Origin of the sequence: Quadrisphaera sp. INWT6, from assembly GCF_015390235.1 — a bacterium.
Lineage (GTDB): Bacteria > Actinomycetota > Actinomycetes > Actinomycetales > Quadrisphaeraceae > Quadrisphaera.
On record NZ_VUOH01000001.1, the window covers coordinates 620,741 to 638,928 of the forward strand.

The 18,188-nt window shown below is 76.2% G+C and carries 16 protein-coding genes; 12 read left to right on the top strand and 4 right to left on the bottom strand.

Going from position 1 to position 18,188, the window contains the following annotated elements; genetic code table 11:
• Positions 1-5: 5 nt before the first annotated feature.
• Entirely contained in the window at positions 6-1,244 is a 1,239-nt protein-coding gene (locus F1641_RS02780) for an esterase family protein (RefSeq protein ID WP_194902914.1), read from the top strand.
• A 26-nt stretch (positions 1,245-1,270) separates the two neighbouring features.
• On the opposite strand, the gene F1641_RS02785 is transcribed toward F1641_RS02780, so the two are convergent.
• From F1641_RS02785 to F1641_RS02795, 3 genes are read right to left on the bottom strand one after another with little or no spacing between them, the layout of a single operon-like run.
• Complete coding sequence (locus tag F1641_RS02785) at positions 1,271-2,164, bottom strand: neutral zinc metallopeptidase (RefSeq protein WP_194902915.1); 894 nt, start codon at positions 2,162-2,164, stop codon at positions 1,271-1,273.
• Positions 2,165-2,214: 50 nt separating this feature from the next.
• The gene (gabT, locus tag F1641_RS02790) at positions 2,215-3,630 is read right to left on the bottom strand and encodes a 4-aminobutyrate--2-oxoglutarate transaminase (protein ID WP_194902916.1); all 1,416 of its coding nucleotides are present in this window, start codon (positions 3,628-3,630) and stop codon (positions 2,215-2,217) included.
• A gap of 10 nt (positions 3,631-3,640) precedes the next feature.
• Positions 3,641-4,774: a lysylphosphatidylglycerol synthase domain-containing protein gene (locus tag F1641_RS02795; protein ID WP_194902917.1), complete on the bottom strand. Its 1,134-nt coding sequence runs from the start codon at positions 4,772-4,774 to the stop codon at positions 3,641-3,643.
• Between the two features lie 32 nt (positions 4,775-4,806).
• Between F1641_RS02795 and dxr the strand changes: the two genes are divergently transcribed.
• The 8 genes from dxr (at position 4,807) to F1641_RS02835 (ending at position 14,841) form a co-directional block, all read left to right on the top strand.
• Positions 4,807-6,054 carry a 1-deoxy-D-xylulose-5-phosphate reductoisomerase gene (dxr, locus tag F1641_RS02800; protein WP_194902918.1) on the top strand — a complete coding sequence of 416 codons (1,248 nt, stop codon included), beginning with the start codon at positions 4,807-4,809 and terminating at the stop codon, positions 6,052-6,054.
• Positions 6,055-6,057: 3 nt separating this feature from the next.
• Positions 6,058-7,476 (top strand): RIP metalloprotease, encoded by a 1,419-nt coding sequence (locus tag F1641_RS02805; RefSeq protein ID WP_194902919.1) that lies wholly within the window; start codon positions 6,058-6,060, stop codon positions 7,474-7,476.
• 61 nt (positions 7,477-7,537) lie between these two features.
• The gene (gene ispG / locus F1641_RS02810; RefSeq protein WP_194902920.1) at positions 7,538-8,701 is read left to right on the top strand and encodes a flavodoxin-dependent (E)-4-hydroxy-3-methylbut-2-enyl-diphosphate synthase; all 1,164 of its coding nucleotides are present in this window, start codon (positions 7,538-7,540) and stop codon (positions 8,699-8,701) included.
• Positions 8,702-8,797: 96 nt separating this feature from the next.
• Complete coding sequence (locus F1641_RS02815) at positions 8,798-9,676, top strand: DUF4081 domain-containing GNAT family N-acetyltransferase (protein ID WP_194902921.1); 879 nt, start codon at positions 8,798-8,800, stop codon at positions 9,674-9,676.
• 109 nt (positions 9,677-9,785) lie between these two features.
• Entirely contained in the window at positions 9,786-11,141 is a 1,356-nt protein-coding gene (locus F1641_RS02820) for a uracil-xanthine permease family protein (RefSeq protein ID WP_194902922.1), read from the top strand.
• Between the two features lie 154 nt (positions 11,142-11,295).
• Positions 11,296-12,186: a hypothetical protein gene (locus tag F1641_RS02825; protein WP_194902923.1), complete on the top strand. Its 891-nt coding sequence runs from the start codon at positions 11,296-11,298 to the stop codon at positions 12,184-12,186.
• A gap of 72 nt (positions 12,187-12,258) precedes the next feature.
• Entirely contained in the window at positions 12,259-14,043 is a 1,785-nt protein-coding gene (locus F1641_RS02830) for a proline--tRNA ligase (RefSeq protein ID WP_194902924.1), read from the top strand.
• Positions 14,044-14,061: 18 nt separating this feature from the next.
• Positions 14,062-14,841 (top strand): TSUP family transporter, encoded by a 780-nt coding sequence (locus F1641_RS02835; RefSeq protein WP_194903329.1) that lies wholly within the window; start codon positions 14,062-14,064, stop codon positions 14,839-14,841.
• Positions 14,842-14,857: 16 nt separating this feature from the next.
• On the opposite strand, the gene F1641_RS22820 is transcribed toward F1641_RS02835, so the two are convergent.
• Positions 14,858-15,961 carry a DUF4439 domain-containing protein gene (locus F1641_RS22820; RefSeq protein WP_194902925.1) on the bottom strand — a complete coding sequence of 368 codons (1,104 nt, stop codon included), beginning with the start codon at positions 15,959-15,961 and terminating at the stop codon, positions 14,858-14,860.
• 151 nt (positions 15,962-16,112) lie between these two features.
• Between F1641_RS22820 and rimP the strand changes: the two genes are divergently transcribed.
• Genes rimP through F1641_RS02855 form a run of 3 tightly spaced genes read left to right on the top strand, consistent with a single transcriptional unit; the run spans position 16,113 to position 18,164 of the window.
• The gene (rimP, locus tag F1641_RS02845; protein ID WP_194902926.1) at positions 16,113-16,664 is read left to right on the top strand and encodes a ribosome maturation factor RimP; all 552 of its coding nucleotides are present in this window, start codon (positions 16,113-16,115) and stop codon (positions 16,662-16,664) included.
• Positions 16,664-17,728, top strand: a complete 1,065-nt coding sequence (gene nusA / locus F1641_RS02850) for a transcription termination factor NusA (RefSeq protein ID WP_194902927.1) — start codon at positions 16,664-16,666, stop codon at positions 17,726-17,728. The genes rimP and nusA overlap by 1 nt, the downstream gene beginning before the upstream one ends.
• Before the next feature lies 1 nt (position 17,729).
• Entirely contained in the window at positions 17,730-18,164 is a 435-nt protein-coding gene (locus F1641_RS02855) for a YlxR family protein (RefSeq protein WP_194903330.1), read from the top strand.
• Positions 18,165-18,188 lie beyond the last annotated feature (24 nt).

Sequence of the window (18,188 nt, forward strand, 5' to 3'; positions counted from 1 at the left end):
GACTCGTGTCGCTGACCGGTGTCCCCCTCCAGTGGGCGACCGCCCTCCTCGCGCTGCTCGCGGGCGCGGCCCTCGTGCTCCTCTGGCCCCGCCTGGGGCGCCCCGGTCTGGTGAGCGTCGGCCTGCGCGCCACGTCGCTGGTGGTGGTGAACCTGCTGGTGGTCCTCGCGCTGCTGGTCTCCGCCAACCGGCACTACGCCTTCTACAGCGGCTGGGACGACCTGCTGGGCGGCCCGGCGAACGCCGCCGAGGACATCGCCGGCGCCGCCCCCCGCGACGTCACCGCGGCGCAGGCCGCTGCCGTGCGCGCCGGCACCACCGCCCCCACCGCTGCCGAGGGCACCGCCGTCGACGGCTACGGCGGCCGGGTCCAGCAGATGACCGTCACGGGTGACGGCACCTCCGGGCGGGTCCTGGTGGTGCTGCCCCGGGGGTACCACGACGCCGCGCAGGCCGGCCGGACGTACCCGGTCCTCGTGGCCCTCCACGGCTTCCCGGGCAGTCCCGAGCAGTGGCTGACCGCCCTCGACGTGCGCTCCGCGCTCGACTCCGCCGCCGACGCCGGGCAGGTCGACGAGCCCATCGTGGTGATCCCCGACCTCGCCCAGCCCGCCGGGCGCGACACGGAGTGCCTCGACGGCCCGGCCGGCCAGCCGCAGCTGGAGACCTGGCTCTCCTCCGACCTGCCGAAGGCCGTGGAGGCCAGCTACCGGGCCCGCACCAGCCCGCAGGCCTGGGCGAGCATGGGCTTCTCGATGGGCGGGTGGTGCTCAGCGGTGCTGACGATGCTGCACCCGCAGCAGTACGGCGCCGGCATCGTCATGGGCGGGTACTTCCAGTACGACCCGGCCGACTACGTCCCCTTCCCGCGGGGCAGCGCGCAGGCCCAGCAGCACGACCTCGTGGCCCTCGCCGGCAGCTCCTCGGCCCCGGCGGTGTCGATGTTCGTCTCGAGCAGCCAGGACGACCCGGAGAGCTGGCCCACGACCAGGACCTTCCTGGCCGCGGTGCAGGCGCCCCTGTCGGTGACCTCGCTGGTGGCGAAGACCGGCGGTCACCGCAGCGACGTGTGGCTCGCCCAGATGCCGAAGGCGCTCCAGTGGCTCGGGTCCACGGAGGCGGGCTTCGCCCCCGAGGGCGGCGCGACGGCGACCGCGTCGGCCACCACCAGCGCCCCGGCCAGCACCAGCCCGTCGGCGACCACCAGCCCGTCGGCGACCAGCAGCGCGAGCGCCACGCGCTGAGCGCCCCTCGACCCGGGGGGCGCGGGTCAGAGGGTGGCGGTGCTGGTGTCGCAGGCGGCGGGGTCGCCGCCGTCGTAGCCGGTGGAGAACCAGCGCTGGCGCTGCTCGGACGTGCCGTGGGTGTAGGTCTCGGGGTCGGAGCGACCGGTGGCCGCCTCCTGGATCCGGTCGTCGCCCACGGACGCCGCGGCCGAGAGCGCGTCCGCGACGTCGGTCTCGGTCAGCGGCTGCAGCAGCGGCTGGCCGGTGTCCGGGTCGGGCGTCGAGGTGGCGTGGTGCGCCCACACGCCGGCGAAGCAGTCGGCCTGCAGCTCGCTGCGCACTGCGGCGGAGCTGGCGCCGGCGCGGTCACCGGCGACCCCGGCGAGCAGGCCCTGCTGGTCCTGGACGGCGTGGCCGAACTCGTGGGCGACCACGTACTCCTGCGCCAGCGGCCCGCCGCTGGAGCCGAACCTGTCCGTCAGCTCCTGGAAGAAGGCGGTGTCGAAGTACGCCGTCCGGTCGCCGGGGCAGTAGAAGGGCCCGACGTCGCTCGTCGCCTCGCCGCACGCGGTCGAGACGGACCCCGTGAAGAGCACCAGCTCCGGCTCGGAGTACTCCCCGGGCAGCAGCTGCGACCAGACGGCGTCGAGCGACTCGGCGGTGGCGATGACGCGGCAGTCGACGTCCTCGTTGGCCGCCTGCCCGGAGGTGCACCGGGCGAAGGCCTCGGAGCCGTCGGTCGCCTGCTCCTGCGACCCGGCCTGCTGACCGCCCGTGGAGCCGCCCCCGACCACCCCGGTGAGGTCCAGGCCGAAGTAGGCGCCGACGAGCAGCAGGAGCAGCCCGCCGATGCCGCCGCCGACAGCGGCGCCGCGTCGACCTCCGCCGCCGCGCGAGGCGCGGCCCGGGTCGATCCTGCCGCCGGGGTCGAAGGTCACGCCCGGAAGCCTGGACCCGTCGGGCCCCGCCCGCCAGCGCTCAGCCGGTGTCAGCCGGCGAGAGCGGACAGCACCGCCGCCTCGAGGACGTCGAGCGCGTCGTCGAGCAGTGCCTGCTCGATGGTCAGCGGAGGCAGGAAGCGCAGCACGTTGCCGAAGGTCCCGCAGGTCAGCGTGACCACGCCCGCGGCGTGGCAGGCAGCGCTGATCGCGGCGGCGCCCGCGGCGTCGGGCTCGAGGGTCGCCCGTCGGCCGCCCTCGCCGTCGTCCTCGGTCGTCACGACCTCGACCGCCAGCATCGCCCCGCGGCCGCGGACGTCACCGATGCCGGGGCGCTGGGCCTGCAGCGCGCGCAGGCGGGCCGTCATGCGCTCCTCGACGGCGCGGGCCGCCCCGGTGAGGTCGAGGTCGGCCATGGCCTCCAGCGCCCCGAGCGCGGCGGCGCAGGCCACGGGGTTGCCGCCGTAGGTGCCGCCCAGGCCGCCGGAGTGCACCGCGTCCATCGCGTCGGCGCGTCCGACGACGCCCGCCAGCGGCAGCCCGCCCGCGACGCCCTTGGCGAGGGTGACCAGGTCCGGGCGCACGCCCTCGCGCTCGCAGGCGAAGACGTCGCCGGTGCGCGCGAAGCCGGTCTGGACCTCGTCGGCCACGAACAGCGCGCCGTTCTCGCGGCACCACGCGGCCAGCGCGGGCAGGAAGCCCGGGGCGGGCTCGATGAAGCCGCCCTCGCCCTGGACCGGCTCGATGACCACGCAGGCGACCTGGTCGGCGCCGACCTGGGCCTCGATGACGCGGACCGCCCGCTGGGCGGCCTGCTCACCGGTCATGCCCTGCGGGTCGCGGAAGGGGTAGCTCATGGGGGCGCGGTAGACCTCGCCGGCGAAGGGCCCGAAGCCGGACTTGTAGGGCATGGCCTTGGCGGTCATGGCCATCGTGAGGTTGGTGCGGCCGTGGTAGGCGTGGTCGAAGACGACGACGGCGTCGCGGCCGGTGGCGTGCCGGGCGATCTTCACGGCGTTCTCCACCGCCTCGGAGCCGGTGTTGAACAGCGCGGCCTTGGCGGGCCCGTCGACCGGCGCCAGGCGCACCAGCGCCTCGCAGACGGCCACGTACTCCTCGTAGGGGGTGACCATGAAGCAGGTGTGGGTGAAGTCGGCCACCTGCTCCTGCACGCGCTCGACCACGCGGGGCTGGGCGTGGCCCACGTTGACCACGGCGATGCCCGCCCCCAGGTCGATGAGCTGGTTGCCGTCGACGTCGCGCAGCACCGCGCCCTCGGCGCGCTCCACGAACACCGGCAGCGTGGAGCCGACGCCCTTCGACACGACCGCCAGGCGGCGCTCCTGCAGCGCGCGGGAGCGGGGGCCGGGCACCTCGGTGACCAGCCGGCGCACCTGCTCCAGCGGCTCCCTGGCCGCACCGCCGGCGCTGGCAGCGGTCTGGGGGCGGGGCGCCGTCGTCGTCATGCGCGGCAGGCTAGTCCTCGCCGCCGACCCCGCCGAGGGCCTCTCGGGTGGCGCCGGCCCCGCTCGCGGCCCCGCGGCGCTCGTGCACCCGGTGGACCCCCCACAGCACCCACCCGGCACCGCCGACCACGCCGAGGCTCACCACGCGGTAGAGGACGTCGGCGGCCAGCGCCTCGCCCGTGGTGGCGCCCGCGGCCACCAGGCCGACCACCAGGGCGGCGTCGACCACCCCCAGCCCGGCGGGCACCACCGGGAAGGACGCCGCGGCCATCGCCGCGGTGTAGGCCAGCAGCAGGTGCAGCACGGACAGGTCGTCGAGACCGACGGCGCGGCAGACCAGCGCCAGCGCGAGCGCGTCGAGCAGCCAGTTCAGCAGCGCCCCACCGCCCGCCCAGGCCCACGTCGCCGGCCCGACGCGCACCGACGCCAGGCGCGCCGCCAGCGAGTGCGCCGCGCCGGCAGCGGCCCCCACCCGGGGGCGGCGCTCGCGCAGCTCCGCGAGGCCCGCGGCCGCGCGCCGCCGCAGCGCCCGCCTGCGGGCGACGACGGCGGGCTGGCGGCGCACCACCCGCGCGGCCACGAGCACCACCACGACCACGCCGACCGCCACCAGCAGGTGCGACCCGTCACCGCGCGCGCCGGTGGCCAGGCCCGCCACCGCGCCCAGGGCGGCGAGCGCCGCCGCCGAGAGGAACCCGCTGACCGCGATCACCCAGGACGCCGCCGGGCCGGAGGCCCCCATGGCCGTCATCCGGCGGAAGTTGAGGGCGGTGGAGAAGACCGGGCCTCCGGGCAGCGTGACGCTCAGGGAGTGCGCCGTGAAGGCCAGCGACGTCACGGCCCGCCGGCCCGCGCCCCGGGCCGGGGCCCCCGCACCGAGCAGCAGCCGGCGCTGCATCACCGCGTAGGCGACCATCGAGGCCAGGTCGACCACGACGGCGAGCATTAGCGAGCCCCAGTGCGGGTCGCTGACGGCCCTCACGGCGCGGGCCAGGTCCTGGCGCCCCTCCACCAGCTCGACCACCACGACGCCGACCAGCAGGACGCCGAGGAACCACCGCGCCACCCGCCACCAGGCGGCGCCCGGGCGCACGGCGGCCGGGGGCGCCGACGACGGGGCGGACGGGGCGGGCGGGGTGGACATCGCCCCCATCATCGGCGCGCGAGGATGGTGGCGTGAGCCTCGCGCGCCCGACCGGCCCCTCCGAGCACGGCGGTCCCTCCGCGCCCCCGGCCGTGCGCGAGGTCGTGGTGCTCGGGTCCACCGGCTCGATCGGCACGCAGGCGGAGGAGGTCGCCGCCGCCGCGCCCGACAGGTTCCGCATCACGGCGCTGGCCGCGGGCGGCTCCGACCCCGCCCGCGTGCGCCAGCTCGCCGAGCAGGCGGTGCGCCTGGAGGTCGAGGCCGTCGGCGTCGCCGACCCCGCCGCCGAGGCCCCCCTGCGCGAGGCGCTGGCCGAGGCCGCCCGCGCCGCGGGCCGCACCGGGTGGGCGCCCGAGGTGCTCGCCGGGCCGGACGCGGCCGTGGAGCTGGCGGGCCGGCGCTGCGACGTCGTCCTCAACGGGATGACCGGCTCGGTGGGGCTGCGCCCGACGCTCGCGGCCCTCGAGGCCGGGACCGTGCTGGCGCTGGCCAACAAGGAGTCGCTGGTCGCGGGCGGGCCGCTCGTGAAGGCGGCCGCCCGCCCCGGGCAGGTGGTGCCGGTCGACTCCGAGCACTCGGCCATCGCGCAGTGCCTGCGCGGCGGCTCCGCCGAGGAGGTGCGCCGCCTGGTGCTGACCGCCTCGGGCGGCCCCTTCCGCGGACGCTCGCGGGCGTCGCTGGCGCAGGTCACCCCCGAGCAGGCGCTCGCCCACCCGACGTGGGCGATGGGACCGGTGGTCACCACCAACTCCGCCACCATGGTCAACAAGGCCCTCGAGGTGGTCGAGGCGCACCTGCTGTTCGACCTGCCGCTGGAGCGCATCGACGTCGTCGTCCACCCGCAGTCGGTGGTGCACTCCGTGGTCGAGTTCACCGACGGCTCCACCCTCGCGCAGTGCTCCCCGCCGGACATGCGCCTGCCCATCTCCCTGGGCATGGGCTGGCCCGACCGGGTGGCGCGCCCCGGCTACGGCATCGACTGGACGACGGCGGCCTCCTGGACGTTCGAGCCGCTCGACGAGGAGGCCTTCCCCGCCGTCTCCCTGGCCCGTGCCGCCGCGACCAGCGGGGGGACGGCGCCGGCGGTCTTCAACGCCGCCAACGAGGAGTGCGTCGCGGCGTTCCTCGGCGGGCGGCTGCCGTTCCTGGGCATCGTGGACGTCGTCGCGCGCGTCGTCGGTGAGCACAGCCCCCTCACAGGGAGCGGGACGACCGTGGACGACGTGCTGGCGGCGGAGGACTGGGCGCGGGAGCGCGCCCGCGAGCTGGTGGGGGTCTGACGGATGGGGCAGCTCGGCGAGGTGCTGGCGTGGGTCGTCGGCGTCGGGGCCTTCGTGCTCGGCCTGGGGGTCTCCATCGCGCTGCACGAGGTGGGGCACCTGGTGCCCGCCAAGCGCTTCGGCGTGAAGGTGACGCAGTACATGGTCGGCTTCGGGCCCACCGTGTGGTCGCGCCGTCGCGGTGAGACCGAGTACGGCGTCAAGGCGATCCCGCTGGGCGGCTACGTGCGGATGGTGGGGATGTACGCCCCGCTCACCGCCGTCGCGCAGGAGCGGCTCGACGACGAGGTGGCCGAGCTGGAGGGCGGCGCAGCGGGGGAGGCGGCCGCGCGGCGGCGCCGGCGCAGGCCGGGGCCGTTCGCGCAGATGGTCAGCGACGCCCGCGAGATGGCCGCCGAGGAGGTCGTGCCGGGGGAGGAGCACCGCTCCTTCCACAGCCTGTCCGTGCCGCGGCGCATCGTCATCATGCTCGGCGGCCCGGTGGTCAACCTCGTCATCGCCACGCTGCTGCTGGGCGCCTACATCACGACCACCGGCCTGCCCGAGACCGTGCCCACCGTCAGCACCGTCTCGCAGTGCGTGCTGCCCGCCGGCAGCACCCAGACCGAGTGCGCCCCCGGCGACACCCCCAGCCCTGCGGCGCAGGCGGGGCTGCAGCCGGGTGACCGGATCCTGTCCGTCGACGGCGTCGCCGCCGACGGCGACTGGACCCGCGTGCAGGACGCCATCCGCGCCGCCGCGGGCCGCACCGTCCCCGTCGTCGTCGAGCGCGGCCCGGAGGGCTCGGCGCAGCAGCTGGTGCTGCAGGCGCCCGTCATCGCCAACCAGGTGGCCCGCCTGAGCTCCTCGGGCGCCGTCGAGACCGCCCCCGACGGCACCGTCCTCACCGACACCGTCGGGTTCCTCGGCGTGACGCCGACCGCCGAGCTCGTGGAGCAGCCCGTCACCGCCGTGCCGGGGTTCGTGGCCGAGCAGACCTGGAACGTCGCCAAGATCGTGCTGACGCTGCCCCAGCGCATGGTCGGCGTGGCCCAGGCCGCGTTCGGCAGCGGCGAGCGCGACCCGAACGGGCCGATCGGCGTCGTCGGCGTGGGGCGGCTCTCGGGCGAGATCGCCAGCAGCGACCTGTTCACCTCCACCGGCCAGCGCGTCTCGGCGATCGTCACCGTGCTCGGCTCGCTGAACCTGGCGCTGTTCGTCTTCAACCTCGTGCCGCTGCTGCCGCTCGACGGCGGCCACGTGGCGGGGGCGCTGTGGGAGGGCCTGCGCCGCCGCGTCGCCGCGCTGCGCGGGCGCCCCGACCCGGGCCCGTTCGACCTGGCGCGGCTGCTGCCGGTCACCTACGTGGTGACCGCGCTCCTCATCGGGATGTCCGTGCTGCTGCTCTACGCCGACATCGTCAGGCCGATCACCCTGGGGTGAGGCACCGGGTGAGGGCTGCCTGAGCGGTGGAGCCGTGCGCGGCGCGGGTGATACTTGGCTCATGGCATCGGTCCCCGTCAGCCTCGGCATGCCGAGCGTCAAGGAGGCGCCGCCCGTGCTCGCGCCGCGGCGCACCACCCGGCAGATCAAGGTCGGGTCCGTCGGCGTCGGCAGCGAGTCGCCGGTGAGCGTCCAGTCGATGACGACGACGCCCACCACCGACATCAACGCCACGCTCCAGCAGATCGCCGAGCTCACGGCCTCGGGCTGCGACATCGTGCGCGTGGCCTGCCCCAGCCAGGACGACGCCGACGTCCTGCACATCATCGCCAAGAAGTCGCAGATCCCCGTGATCGCCGACATCCACTTCCAGCCGAAGTACGTCTTCACGGCCATCGAGGCCGGCTGCGCGGCCGTCCGGGTGAACCCGGGCAACATCCGCAAGTTCGACGACCAGGTCAAGGAGATCGCCCGCGCGGCGAAGGACCACGGCACGTCGATCCGGATCGGCGTCAACGCCGGCTCGCTCGACAAGCGGATCATGGACAAGCACGGCAAGGCCACCCCCGAGGCCCTCGTCGAGTCCGCGGTGTGGGAGGCGTCGCTCTTCGAGGAGCACGACTTCCACGACTTCAAGATCTCCGTGAAGCACAACGACCCCGTCGTCATGGTGCGCGCCTACCAGCTGCTCGCGGCCTCCGGCGACTGGCCCCTGCACCTCGGGGTCACCGAGGCCGGTCCCGCCTTCCAGGGCACCATCAAGTCGGCCACGGCCTTCGGCGCGCTGCTCTCCCAGGGCATCGGCGACACCATCCGCGTGTCCCTCTCGGCGCCCCCCGTCGAGGAGGTCAAGGTCGGCCTGCAGATCCTGCAGTCGCTGAACCTGCGCGAGCGCAAGCTCGAGATCGTCTCCTGCCCCTCCTGCGGGCGCGCCCAGGTCGACGTCTACACCCTCGCCGAGCAGGTCACCGCCGGCCTCGAGGGCATGAGCGTGCCGCTGCGCGTGGCCGTCATGGGCTGCGTCGTCAACGGCCCCGGCGAGGCCCGCGAGGCCGACCTCGGCGTCGCCTCGGGCAACGGCAAGGGCCAGATCTTCGTCAAGGGGCAGGTCATCAAGACCGTCCCCGAGCACGACATCGTCGCCACCCTCATCGAGGAGGCCAACCGCCTGGCCGCCGAGATGGGCGAGGTCGACGGCGCCGCGCCGTCCGTCTCCGTCGGCTGAGCCGGGTCCGGTCCCAGCCCGGGCCAGGGCCGGTCCGGGGCTGAGCGGGCGTCCATCGACCGGCTGGCGGCGCGGACCGCGCCGCTGACCGGCAGGATGCGCAGCGTGTTCCGCAGCCCGCTGCGCGTCCTCGACGACGCCGACCGCGCCGACGTCCTCGCCCTGTGCGCCCAGGACCCGGTGGCGAGCATCTTCGTCACCAGCCGCGTGGCCGCGGTGGGCGCCGACCCCGCGCGCCTGGGCGGGCAGCTCTGGGGCTGGTGCCCCTCGGGGCGGCTCGAGGCGCTGTGCTGGGACGGCGCGAACCTCGTCCCCGTGCTGCCGGGCGGAGCCGGGCCTGCCGCGGAGGCGGCGCTCGACGCCTTCGCCACCCGCGCCCGCCGCAGCGGCCGCCGCTGCTCGTCGCTGGTCGGCAGTGCCGACGCCGTGATGGGCCTGTGGTCGCGCCTGGAGAGCTCCTGGGGCCCGGCCCGCGACGTGCGCCCCGACCAGCCGCTCATGGCGGTGCGCACCCCGCCGCTGGTCGCCCCCGACACCGCCGTCCGCAGGGCCACCCCCGCCGACCTCGACGTCCTCGTGCCGGCCTGCATCGCGATGTTCACCGAGGAGGTCGGGTACTCGCCGACCGCCGGTGACGGCGGCGCGACCTACCGCCGCCGCGTGGAGGAGCTCGTCTCCGCGGGGCGGTCCTTCGTGCGCATCGAGGGGTCCGGCGACGACCGCCAGGTCGTCTTCAAGGCCGAGCTGGGGGCCGTCGCGCCGGGGGTCGCGCAGGTGCAGGGCGTCTGGGTGCACCCCGACCACCGAGGCCGGGGCCTGGCCGAGCCGGGGATGTCCGCCGTGGTGCTCGCCACCCAGGCCGCGGGCTACCCCGTGGTCAGCCTCTACGTCAACGACTTCAACACCCGCGCGGTCCGCGCCTACGAGGCGGTGGGCTTCGAGCGGGTGGGCACCTTCGCGACCGTCCTGTTCTGAGGGCACCCGCTCGCGAGCGGCGTCACCCGCAGGGTGCTCCGAGCCACTACCGTCTGCTGGCCGCGCAGCACGGGCGGCGGGTCGACGGCACTGGTGAAGGTGGTTCTTCGTGGCGCGCACGGGTGGGTTCTGGAAGCTGCACGGTGACGGGAGCGTGCCCGGACCGGGTGCCGTCGTCGCCCCCGACGAGCGGCTGAGCTGGCCGCGCACCGTCGGCATCGGCGTGCAGCACGTGATGGCGATGTTCGGGGCCACGGTGCTGGTCCCGACGATCACGGGGTTCTCCCCGTCGACCACGCTGTTCTTCTCGGCGGTCGGCACGGCGCTGTTCCTGCTGCTCACGCGCGGGCGCCTGCCCAGCTACCTCGGGTCGAGCTTCGCCTTCCTCGCGCCGATCGCCGCGGCCAAGGCGGCGGGCGGGCCCGCCGCGGCGCTCGGCGGCATCGTGGTCACCGGCGTGCTGCTGGCGCTGGTGGGCCTGCTGGTGCAGCGCGCCGGCTCGGCGTGGATCGACAGGCTGCTGCCCCCGGCGGTGACCGGCACGATCGTGGCGCTCATCGGTCTCAACCTGGCGCCCGCGGCGTGGGGGAGCGTGCAGGCGGGCCCGGTGACCGCGGTGGCGACGATCGCGGCGGTCGTGCTGTCGTCGGTGCTGTTCCGCGGGCTGCTGGGGCGCCTGTCGATCCTGCTCGGCGTGGTGGTCGGGTACCTCGTGGCGCTGGTGCGCGGGGAGGTGGACTTCTCGAAGGTGGACGGGGCCGCGTGGGTCGGGCTGCCGGAGTTCACGGCCCCCTCGTTCGACCTGTCCGTCATCGCCGTCTTCATCCCCGTGGTGCTCGTGCTGGTGGCCGAGAACGTCGGGCACGTCCGGTCCGTCGCCGCGCTGACCGGGCGCGACCTGGACCCGCTCACCGGCCGCGCGCTCGTCGCCGACGGCCTGGCCACCACCCTCGCGGGCCTCGGCGGCGGCTCCGGCACCACCACGTACGCCGAGAACATCGGCGTCATGGCGGCCAGCCGCGTCTACTCGACCGCCGCGTACGCCGTGGCGGCCGCCGCGGCGCTGCTGCTCTCGCTGAGCCCGAAGTTCGGGGCGGTCATCGCCAGCGTGCCCGCCGGCGTGCTGGGCGGCGCCGGCACGGTGCTGTACGGCCTCATCGGCGTGCTGGGCGCCCGCATCTGGGTGCAGGCCCGCGTCGACTTCTCCCGCCCCGCGGTGCTGACCAGCGCCGGCGTCGCGCTGGTCATCGGCATCGCGAACTACACGCTGACGGTCGGTGGGCTCACGTTCACCGGCATCGCGCTGGGCACGGTCGCGGCCGTCGGGCTCTACCACCTGATGGCGGCGCTGGGCCGCTGGCGCGGCACCGACCCGGGTGACGCCACCGGCGCCGACCGGGGCCGCGAGGCTGCCGTCGAGCCCGCCAGCCCCGCCTCGGCGCCGCGCCCCGACCTCACCCGCTGACCCCGCCTCGGCTGGCAGGCCGGGTGGCGTGACGCCGGACGGGCAGAAGTCTCCTCAGGGGCCTCGGGCGCCCCGCCCAGGGCACTTCTGCCCGTCCGACGTCACCTGTGGACAAGATCCACATCTCCCGCGAGCCGTCGCCAGGCTCGACGGCGTGGACGTCGACGAGATCTGCCGCCTGGTCTGGCGCGCCGGTGGTGCGGTGCGCCGCACCGACCTCCCCTGCGACTGGCGCTCGCTCGACCGCGCCCTCGCCAGCGGGAAGCTGCTGCGCCTGGCGCGTGGGACGTACGCGCTGGCGAGCCGGCAGCCCGCCCAGCAGGCGGCGGCGCGGTTGCGCGGCGTCGTCTCGCACGCCAGCGCGGCGCAGCTGTGGCTGATGGAGGTCGTCTCGGCGCCGGCGCTGCCCCACGTGACCGTGCCGCGCAACCGCAGGCTCAGCGACGCCGACGTCGTCCGGCACTGGGCCGACCTCCCGCCCGCCGACGTCGAAGGCGGGGTCACCACGCCGCTGCGCACGGTGGTCGACTGCGCCCGCTCGATGCCCTTCCCCGACGCCCTGGCCGTGGCCGACTCCGCGCTGCGCCGCGGCCTCGTGCGGCCTCGCGAGCTGCGCGCCAGGGCGGAGGCGACGCGCGGAGCAGGGCGCTCGGCGGTGCGGCGCGTCGCCCAGCACGCCAGCGAGAAGGCCGCCAACCCCTTCGAGTCGGCGCTGCGCGGCATCGCGGTCGAGGCAGGGGTGCTCGGGCTCGAGCCCCAGGTGGTGCTCGAGTGCGGTGACGGGCGGGTGCGCCCCGACCTGCTCCACCGCCGGCTCCGCCTGGTCGCCGAGGCCGACAGCTTCGAGTGGCACGGGCGGCGCCGGGCGCTCCAGGGCGACTGCCGCCGGTACGACGACCTCGTGGCCGAGGGCTGGACGGTGCTGCGGTTCGCATGGGAGCAGGTGATGTTCGACAGGCCGTGGGTCTCGCGGACGCTGCGGGCCACCGCGGCCAGGTGCGCCGTGACGGCCGACGTGCAGAGGTCCTTCTCCACCGCGGCGTGACCCGGGCCGCAGGCACTTCTGCCCGTCCGGCGTCACCGGAAAGGGGGTGCGGGGCGGCACTAAGGTCGGGGCGTGCTCCTGAGGACCTCCACCCTGCTCCTGCGCACCCTGCGGGAGGACCCGGCCGACGCCGAGCTGGCCAGCCACAAGCTGCTCGTGCGCGCCGGCTTCATCCGCCGCGCCGCACCCGGCGGGTTCACCTGGCTGCCGCTGGGCCTGCGGGTGCTGAAGAAGGTCGAGCGCATCGTCCGCGAGGAGATGGACGCGATCGGCGCGCAGGAGGTGCACTTCCCGGCGCTGCTGCCGAAGGAGCCCTACGAGGCGACCGGCCGCTGGGAGGAGTACGGCCCCAACCTGCTGCGCCTCAAGGACCGCCGCGGTGCCGACTTCCTCCTGGCGCCCACCCACGAGGAGATGTTCACCCTGCTCGTGAAGGACCAGTGCTCGTCGTACAAGGACCTGCCGCTGAGCCTGTACCAGGTGCAGACGAAGTTCCGCGACGAGGCGCGCCCCCGCGCCGGGCTGCTGCGCGGCCGCGAGTTCGTCATGAAGGACAGCTACTCCTTCGACGTCGACGACGCCGGCCTCGAGAAGGCCTACCAGCGCCACCGCGAGGCCTACGTCCGCATCTTCGACCGGCTCGGCCTGGAGTACGTGATCGTCTCCGCGGTCTCCGGCGCCATGGGCGGCTCGGCCAGCGAGGAGTTCCTCCACCCCAGCCCCCAGGGCGAGGACACCTTCGTCCGCTCCGCCGGCGGGTACGCGGCCAACGTCGAGGCCGTCACCACGGTGGCTCCCGAACCCGTCAGCTGGGACGACGCGCCCGCCGCCGTCGTCCTCGACACCCCCGACACCCCGACCATCGAGTCGCTGGTGGCGGTCTCCAACGCCCTGCACCCCCGCGACGACCGCCCGTGGGAGGCGGCCGACACGCTGAAGAACGTCATCGTGCTGCTGCGCCACCCCGACGGCACCGCCGAGCCGCTGGCCGTCGGCGTGCCCGGCGACCGCGAGGTCGACACCAAGCGCCTCGAGGCCGCGGTCTCGCCGGCCGCCGTCGAGCCCTTCGACGAGGCGCAGTTCGCGCAGCACCCCGAGCTGGTCAAGGGGTACATCGGCCCGGGGGGCCTGGGCCTGCGCACCACCGGCGAGGGCGAGACCGCGACGACCACCGGCATCCGCTACCTGGTCGACCCGCGCGTGGCCCCCGGCACCGCCTGGGTCACCGGCGCCGACCAGCCCGGCAAGCACGTCTTCGGCCTCGTGGCCGGCCGCGACTTCACCGCCGACGGCACGATCGACGTCGCCGAGGTCCGCGACGGCGACCCGGCCCCCGACGGCTCCGGCCCCCTCGAGACCGCCCGCGGCATGGAGATGGGCCACATCTTCCAGCTGGGCCGCAAGTACGCGGAGGCGCTCGACCTCAAGGTCCTCGACGAGAACGGCAAGCTCGTCACGGTCACCATGGGCTCCTACGGCGTGGGCGTCTCCCGCGCCGTGGCCGCCATCGCCGAGGCCGGCCACGACGAGCTCGGCCTGGTGTGGCCCCGCTCGGTGGCCCCGGTCGACGTGCACGTCGTCGTCGCGGGCAAGGACGCCGAGGTCGTCGCTGCCGGCGAGAAGCTCGCGGCGGACCTCGTGGCCGCCGGCCTCGACGTCCTCCTCGACGACCGGCCCCGCGTCAGCCCCGGCGTGAAGTTCAAGGACGCCGAGCTGGTGGGCGTCCCCACGATCGTCACGCTCGGCAAGCGGCTGTCCGAGGGCGTCGTCGAGGTCCGCGACCGCGCCACCGGCGAGCGCGCCGACGTCGCCGTCGACGACGCGGCGCAGCACCTGGTCGCCCTCGTGCGCGGCTGACGCCCGCTGGACGCCGTCCTGCCGGGGCTGACCCCGGAGGTCTTCGCGCTGCTCCTGCTCGCCGCGCTCGCGGCGGGCTGGGTCGACGCCGTGGTGGGCGGCGGCGGGCTGGTGCAGCTGCCCGCGCTGCTCCTCGTGCCGGGGATCACCCCGGTGCAGGCGCTGGCCACCAACAAGCTCGCCGGCTTCGCCGGGACGACGACGAGCGCGGTCACCTACGCCCGGCGCGTCCGCGTCGACCTGCGCACCGCCGTCCCCATGGCCCTGGCCGCTGGGTCGGCGGCCGCCGGGGGAGCGGCGCTGGCCCACTGGGTGCCCGCGGGGGCGCTGCGGCCGGTGGTGCTGGTGGCGCTGCTGGCGGTCGCCGCCTGGACGCTGCTGAAGCGCCCGCCCGCGGAGTCCGCCGCGCTGCGGTACGACGGTCGCCGGCACGTGCTGTCGGCCGTCGCCCTCGGCGGGCTCATCGGGCTCTACGACGGCGCGCTGGGGCCGGGCACCGGGTCGTTCCTGGTCGCCGGGCTGGTGGGCCTCGGGTACGCCTTCCTGCCCGCGAGCGCGGCGGCGAAGGTGGTCAACGCGGCCACCAACCTGGGGGCGCTCGTCGTGTTCGCCCTGGCCGGGTCGGTGCTGTGGCAGCTCGGCCTGGCCATGGCCGCGGCGAACGTGCTGGGCGGCTACCTCGGGGCGCGCACGGCCGTGGCGCGGGGCAGCGGCTTCGTGCGCGTCGTCTTCCTGGTGGTGGTCGGGGCCCTCGTGCTGCGGCTGGGCTGGCAGGTGGCCGAGCAGCTGCTCGGCTGAGGACCCGGCCAGCGGGTCAGCGGCCGGACAGCCCGGGCAGCGCCACCAGCGCGGCGGCGGTCTCCGGCTGCTGCGACCGCCACCGCTGCCAGCGCTGGGCCGCGGCGAGCACCCGCTCGGCGGCCGCGCCGCGCCGCTCCCGGTCGGCCGCCGCGACCACGTCGGCCGCGGCGGCCGTCGCGGCGGCCTCGAGCTGGACCGCCAGGGCGACCGCCCCGGCGGCGTCGGCCACGGGCCCGGGCAGGGCCCACGCCGGAGGCGGCTCGGGAGGTGCGGCACCCAGGGCCAGCAGCTGCTCGCGCAGCTCCTCGACCGCGAGGGCGTGGGCGGCGAGGTCGGCCTGCGCCGAGGCGCGCAGCTCCCCGGAGAGCCGCACGGCGAGCACCCCGTAGCCGTACTCAGCAGCCTCCTCGGCGGCCAGCGCCACCGCCAGGGCGCCCTGCTCGCCGGAGCCGGCAGCAGCGGTGGGGCTCGGTGAGGAGGTCGAGGAGCCCGTGGACGTCGAGCCGGTGGTGCTGCTGGGTGCACCGGCCGACCCGCTCGCGGTGGCGCCGGACGCCCAGCCGGCGGCGACGTCGAGGCCCGCGGCCAGGCAGGCCAGCAGCCGCGCGGTGCCGCCGGCCACGTCGGCCAGGGGCTCGCGCGCGGCGGACGCGGCCGAGGTCAGCGCCGCCACGACCGCAGCGGCGGCGCTGCTGGTCGCACCGCTCGACGCCGACGCCGACGCCGATGCCGATGCCGGCGCCGAGCGGGTGGGGCTGCTGGCGGGCGCGCTGCTCGCGGGAGCGCTGGGGGTGCTGCTGGGGGTGCTGCCGGGGGTGCTGCTGGTCGCGGTCTCGCCCAGCGCCACCAGCTGCTCGCCCAGCGCCGAGCGCAGGGGGCCGGCCACGGCGTCGTCGAGGGCGGAGCCGTCCAGGGCGGTGAGCGCTGCCGACACCCCGCTCACCGCGCTCCGGCGGGCGAGCTCGTCGGGCCCGGGCTCGGGCTCCGGCGGGGGAGGGTCACCGCCGAGGGGCTGGACGCGCAGGTCGCCCCAGGGGGTCGAGCAGCCGGCGGCGCCCGCCGTCGCGGTCGCCGCGAGGGCCGCGAGCACCAGCCGCCGGGTGGGGGAGGTCGGCACCCGCCCACCCTGCCACCGCCCGGCACGGCGCCGCCCGCGATCGGGAGCACCCCGCCGCGGCGACTAGTGTTCTCCGGTCAGCCCCCCGCCCTCGCGGAGGCGCTCGACCACCGCACCACCCCCTCGAAGCCCCCGAACCCCAGGAGCCCCGGTGTCCGCGCACGACCGCGTCGTCGCTGCGGTCGAGCCCGCCGTCACCGGCAGCGGCCTCGTCCTCGAGCAGCTCGAGCTGGCGCGCGCCGGCGCCCGCACCGTCGTCCGGGTGGTCGTCGACCTCCCCGACGACGCCGTCGGCTCGGTCTCCTCCGACCAGCTCGCCGCCGTCTCGCGGGCCGTGGGCGCCGCGATGGACACCGTCGACGACGCGCTCGGCTCGCAGCCCTACGTGCTCGAGGTGGGCTCCCCGGGCGTCTCCCGGCCGCTGACCGAGCGCCGCCACTGGTCGCGCGCCCGCACCCGGCTGGTGGCGACGACGGTCGCCGGCGCCGCGACGACCGGCCGCGTGGTCGTCGTCGACGACGAGGGCGTCGAGCTCGACGTGGACGGCCAGCGCCTGCGGGCCGCCTGGGCCGAGCTGGGCACGGGCCGGGTGCAGGTGGAGTTCTCCCGCCCCGGCGCCGACGAGGCCGACGACGAGCTGGGTGACGAGGGCGACGACGAGGGCGACGAGCTCGACGACGCGACGGACGAGGACGAGGTCTGATGGACATCGACATGGCGGTCCTGCGGGCCGTGGAGCGCGAGCGGGAGATCCCGCTGGGCGTCCTGGTCACGGCCATCGAGCAGGCGATGCTGCTGGCCTACCAGCGCACCGAGGGCGCCGAGCCGCGGGCGCGGGTGGAGATCGACCGCAAGAGCGGGCACGTCGTGGTGTGGGCGGCGGAGACCGACGACGAGGGCAACGTCCTGCGGGAGTTCGACGACACCCCCAAGGGCTTCGGCCGCGTCGCCGCCGGGACCGCCCGGCAGGTGATCCTGCAGCGCCTGCGCGCCGCGGAGGACGAGCAGGTGCTCGGGGCCTTCGCCGGCCGGGAGGGCGACGTCATCAGCGGCGTCGTGCAGCAGGGCCACGACCGCCGCCTCGTGCACCTCGACATCGGCGGCTTCGAGGCCGTCATGCCGCCGAGCGAGCAGGTGCCGGGGGAGACCTACACCCACGGCGCCCGCCTGCGCGCCTTCGTGGTGTCGGTGCGCCGCACGCCCAAGGGGCCCTCGGTGACCGTCTCGCGCACCCACCCCGACCTGGTGCGCTCGCTGTTCGCGCTGGAGGTGCCCGAGGTCGCCGACGGCACGGTCCAGATCATGGCGATGGCCCGCGAGGCCGGGCACCGCTCCAAGGTGGCCGTCCGCGCCACCCGGTCGGGCGTCAACCCGAAGGGCGCCTGCATCGGCCCGATGGGCGCCCGCGTGCGCGCCGTCATGACCGAGCTGCACGGCGAGAAGATCGACATCGTCGACTGGGACGACGACCCCGCGCAGTTCGTGGCGAACGCGCTGTCGCCGGCGCGCGTGGTGTCGGTCGAGGTCGTCGACGCCGCCGCGCGGGCCGCCCGCGTGGTCGTGCCCGACTTCCAGCTGTCGCTGGCCATCGGCAAGGAGGGGCAGAACGCCCGCCTCGCCGCCCGCCTGACCGGGTGGCGGATCGACATCCGCTCCGACGCCGAGGTCCCGGACACCGCCGACGCCGGCGGTGGTGACGGCGCCGCGAGAGCCTCCGCCGACCGCGCCCCGGGCCGGCCGGGAGCCGTCCGACGCCAGGAGCGGTAGACTGGACGACGCCGGGCTCCTCGCCCAGCAGCCACCGGCTCCGCCACCGGCTCCCACGGGACCGCAGCGGACCTGCGTGGGGTGCCGCCAGCGGGGTGACCGGTCGCGGTTGCTGCGCGTCGTCGCGGCCGTGGAGGGCGCCCCCGTGGTCGCCGTCCCCGACCCTGGCGCCCGGTTGCCCGGACGTGGTGCCTGGCTGCACCCCGACCGGGCCTGCCTGGACCTCGCGGAGCGCCGGCGGGCGTTCGCCCGTGCCCTGCGCGTGCAGGGTCCGGTCGACGCGACCGCCGTCCGCGAGCACCTGCACCACCGCGCCCCCGCCGGCCAGGGCACCACCGGGACGCACCGTCCACCACCGTCGACGAGCAACGAGAGCGGGTCATCACCCTCATGGGCACCCGATGAGCTCCCAGCGATGAACACCCCCCAGCACTGACCACGGTCCGAGCCCGTCTGGCCC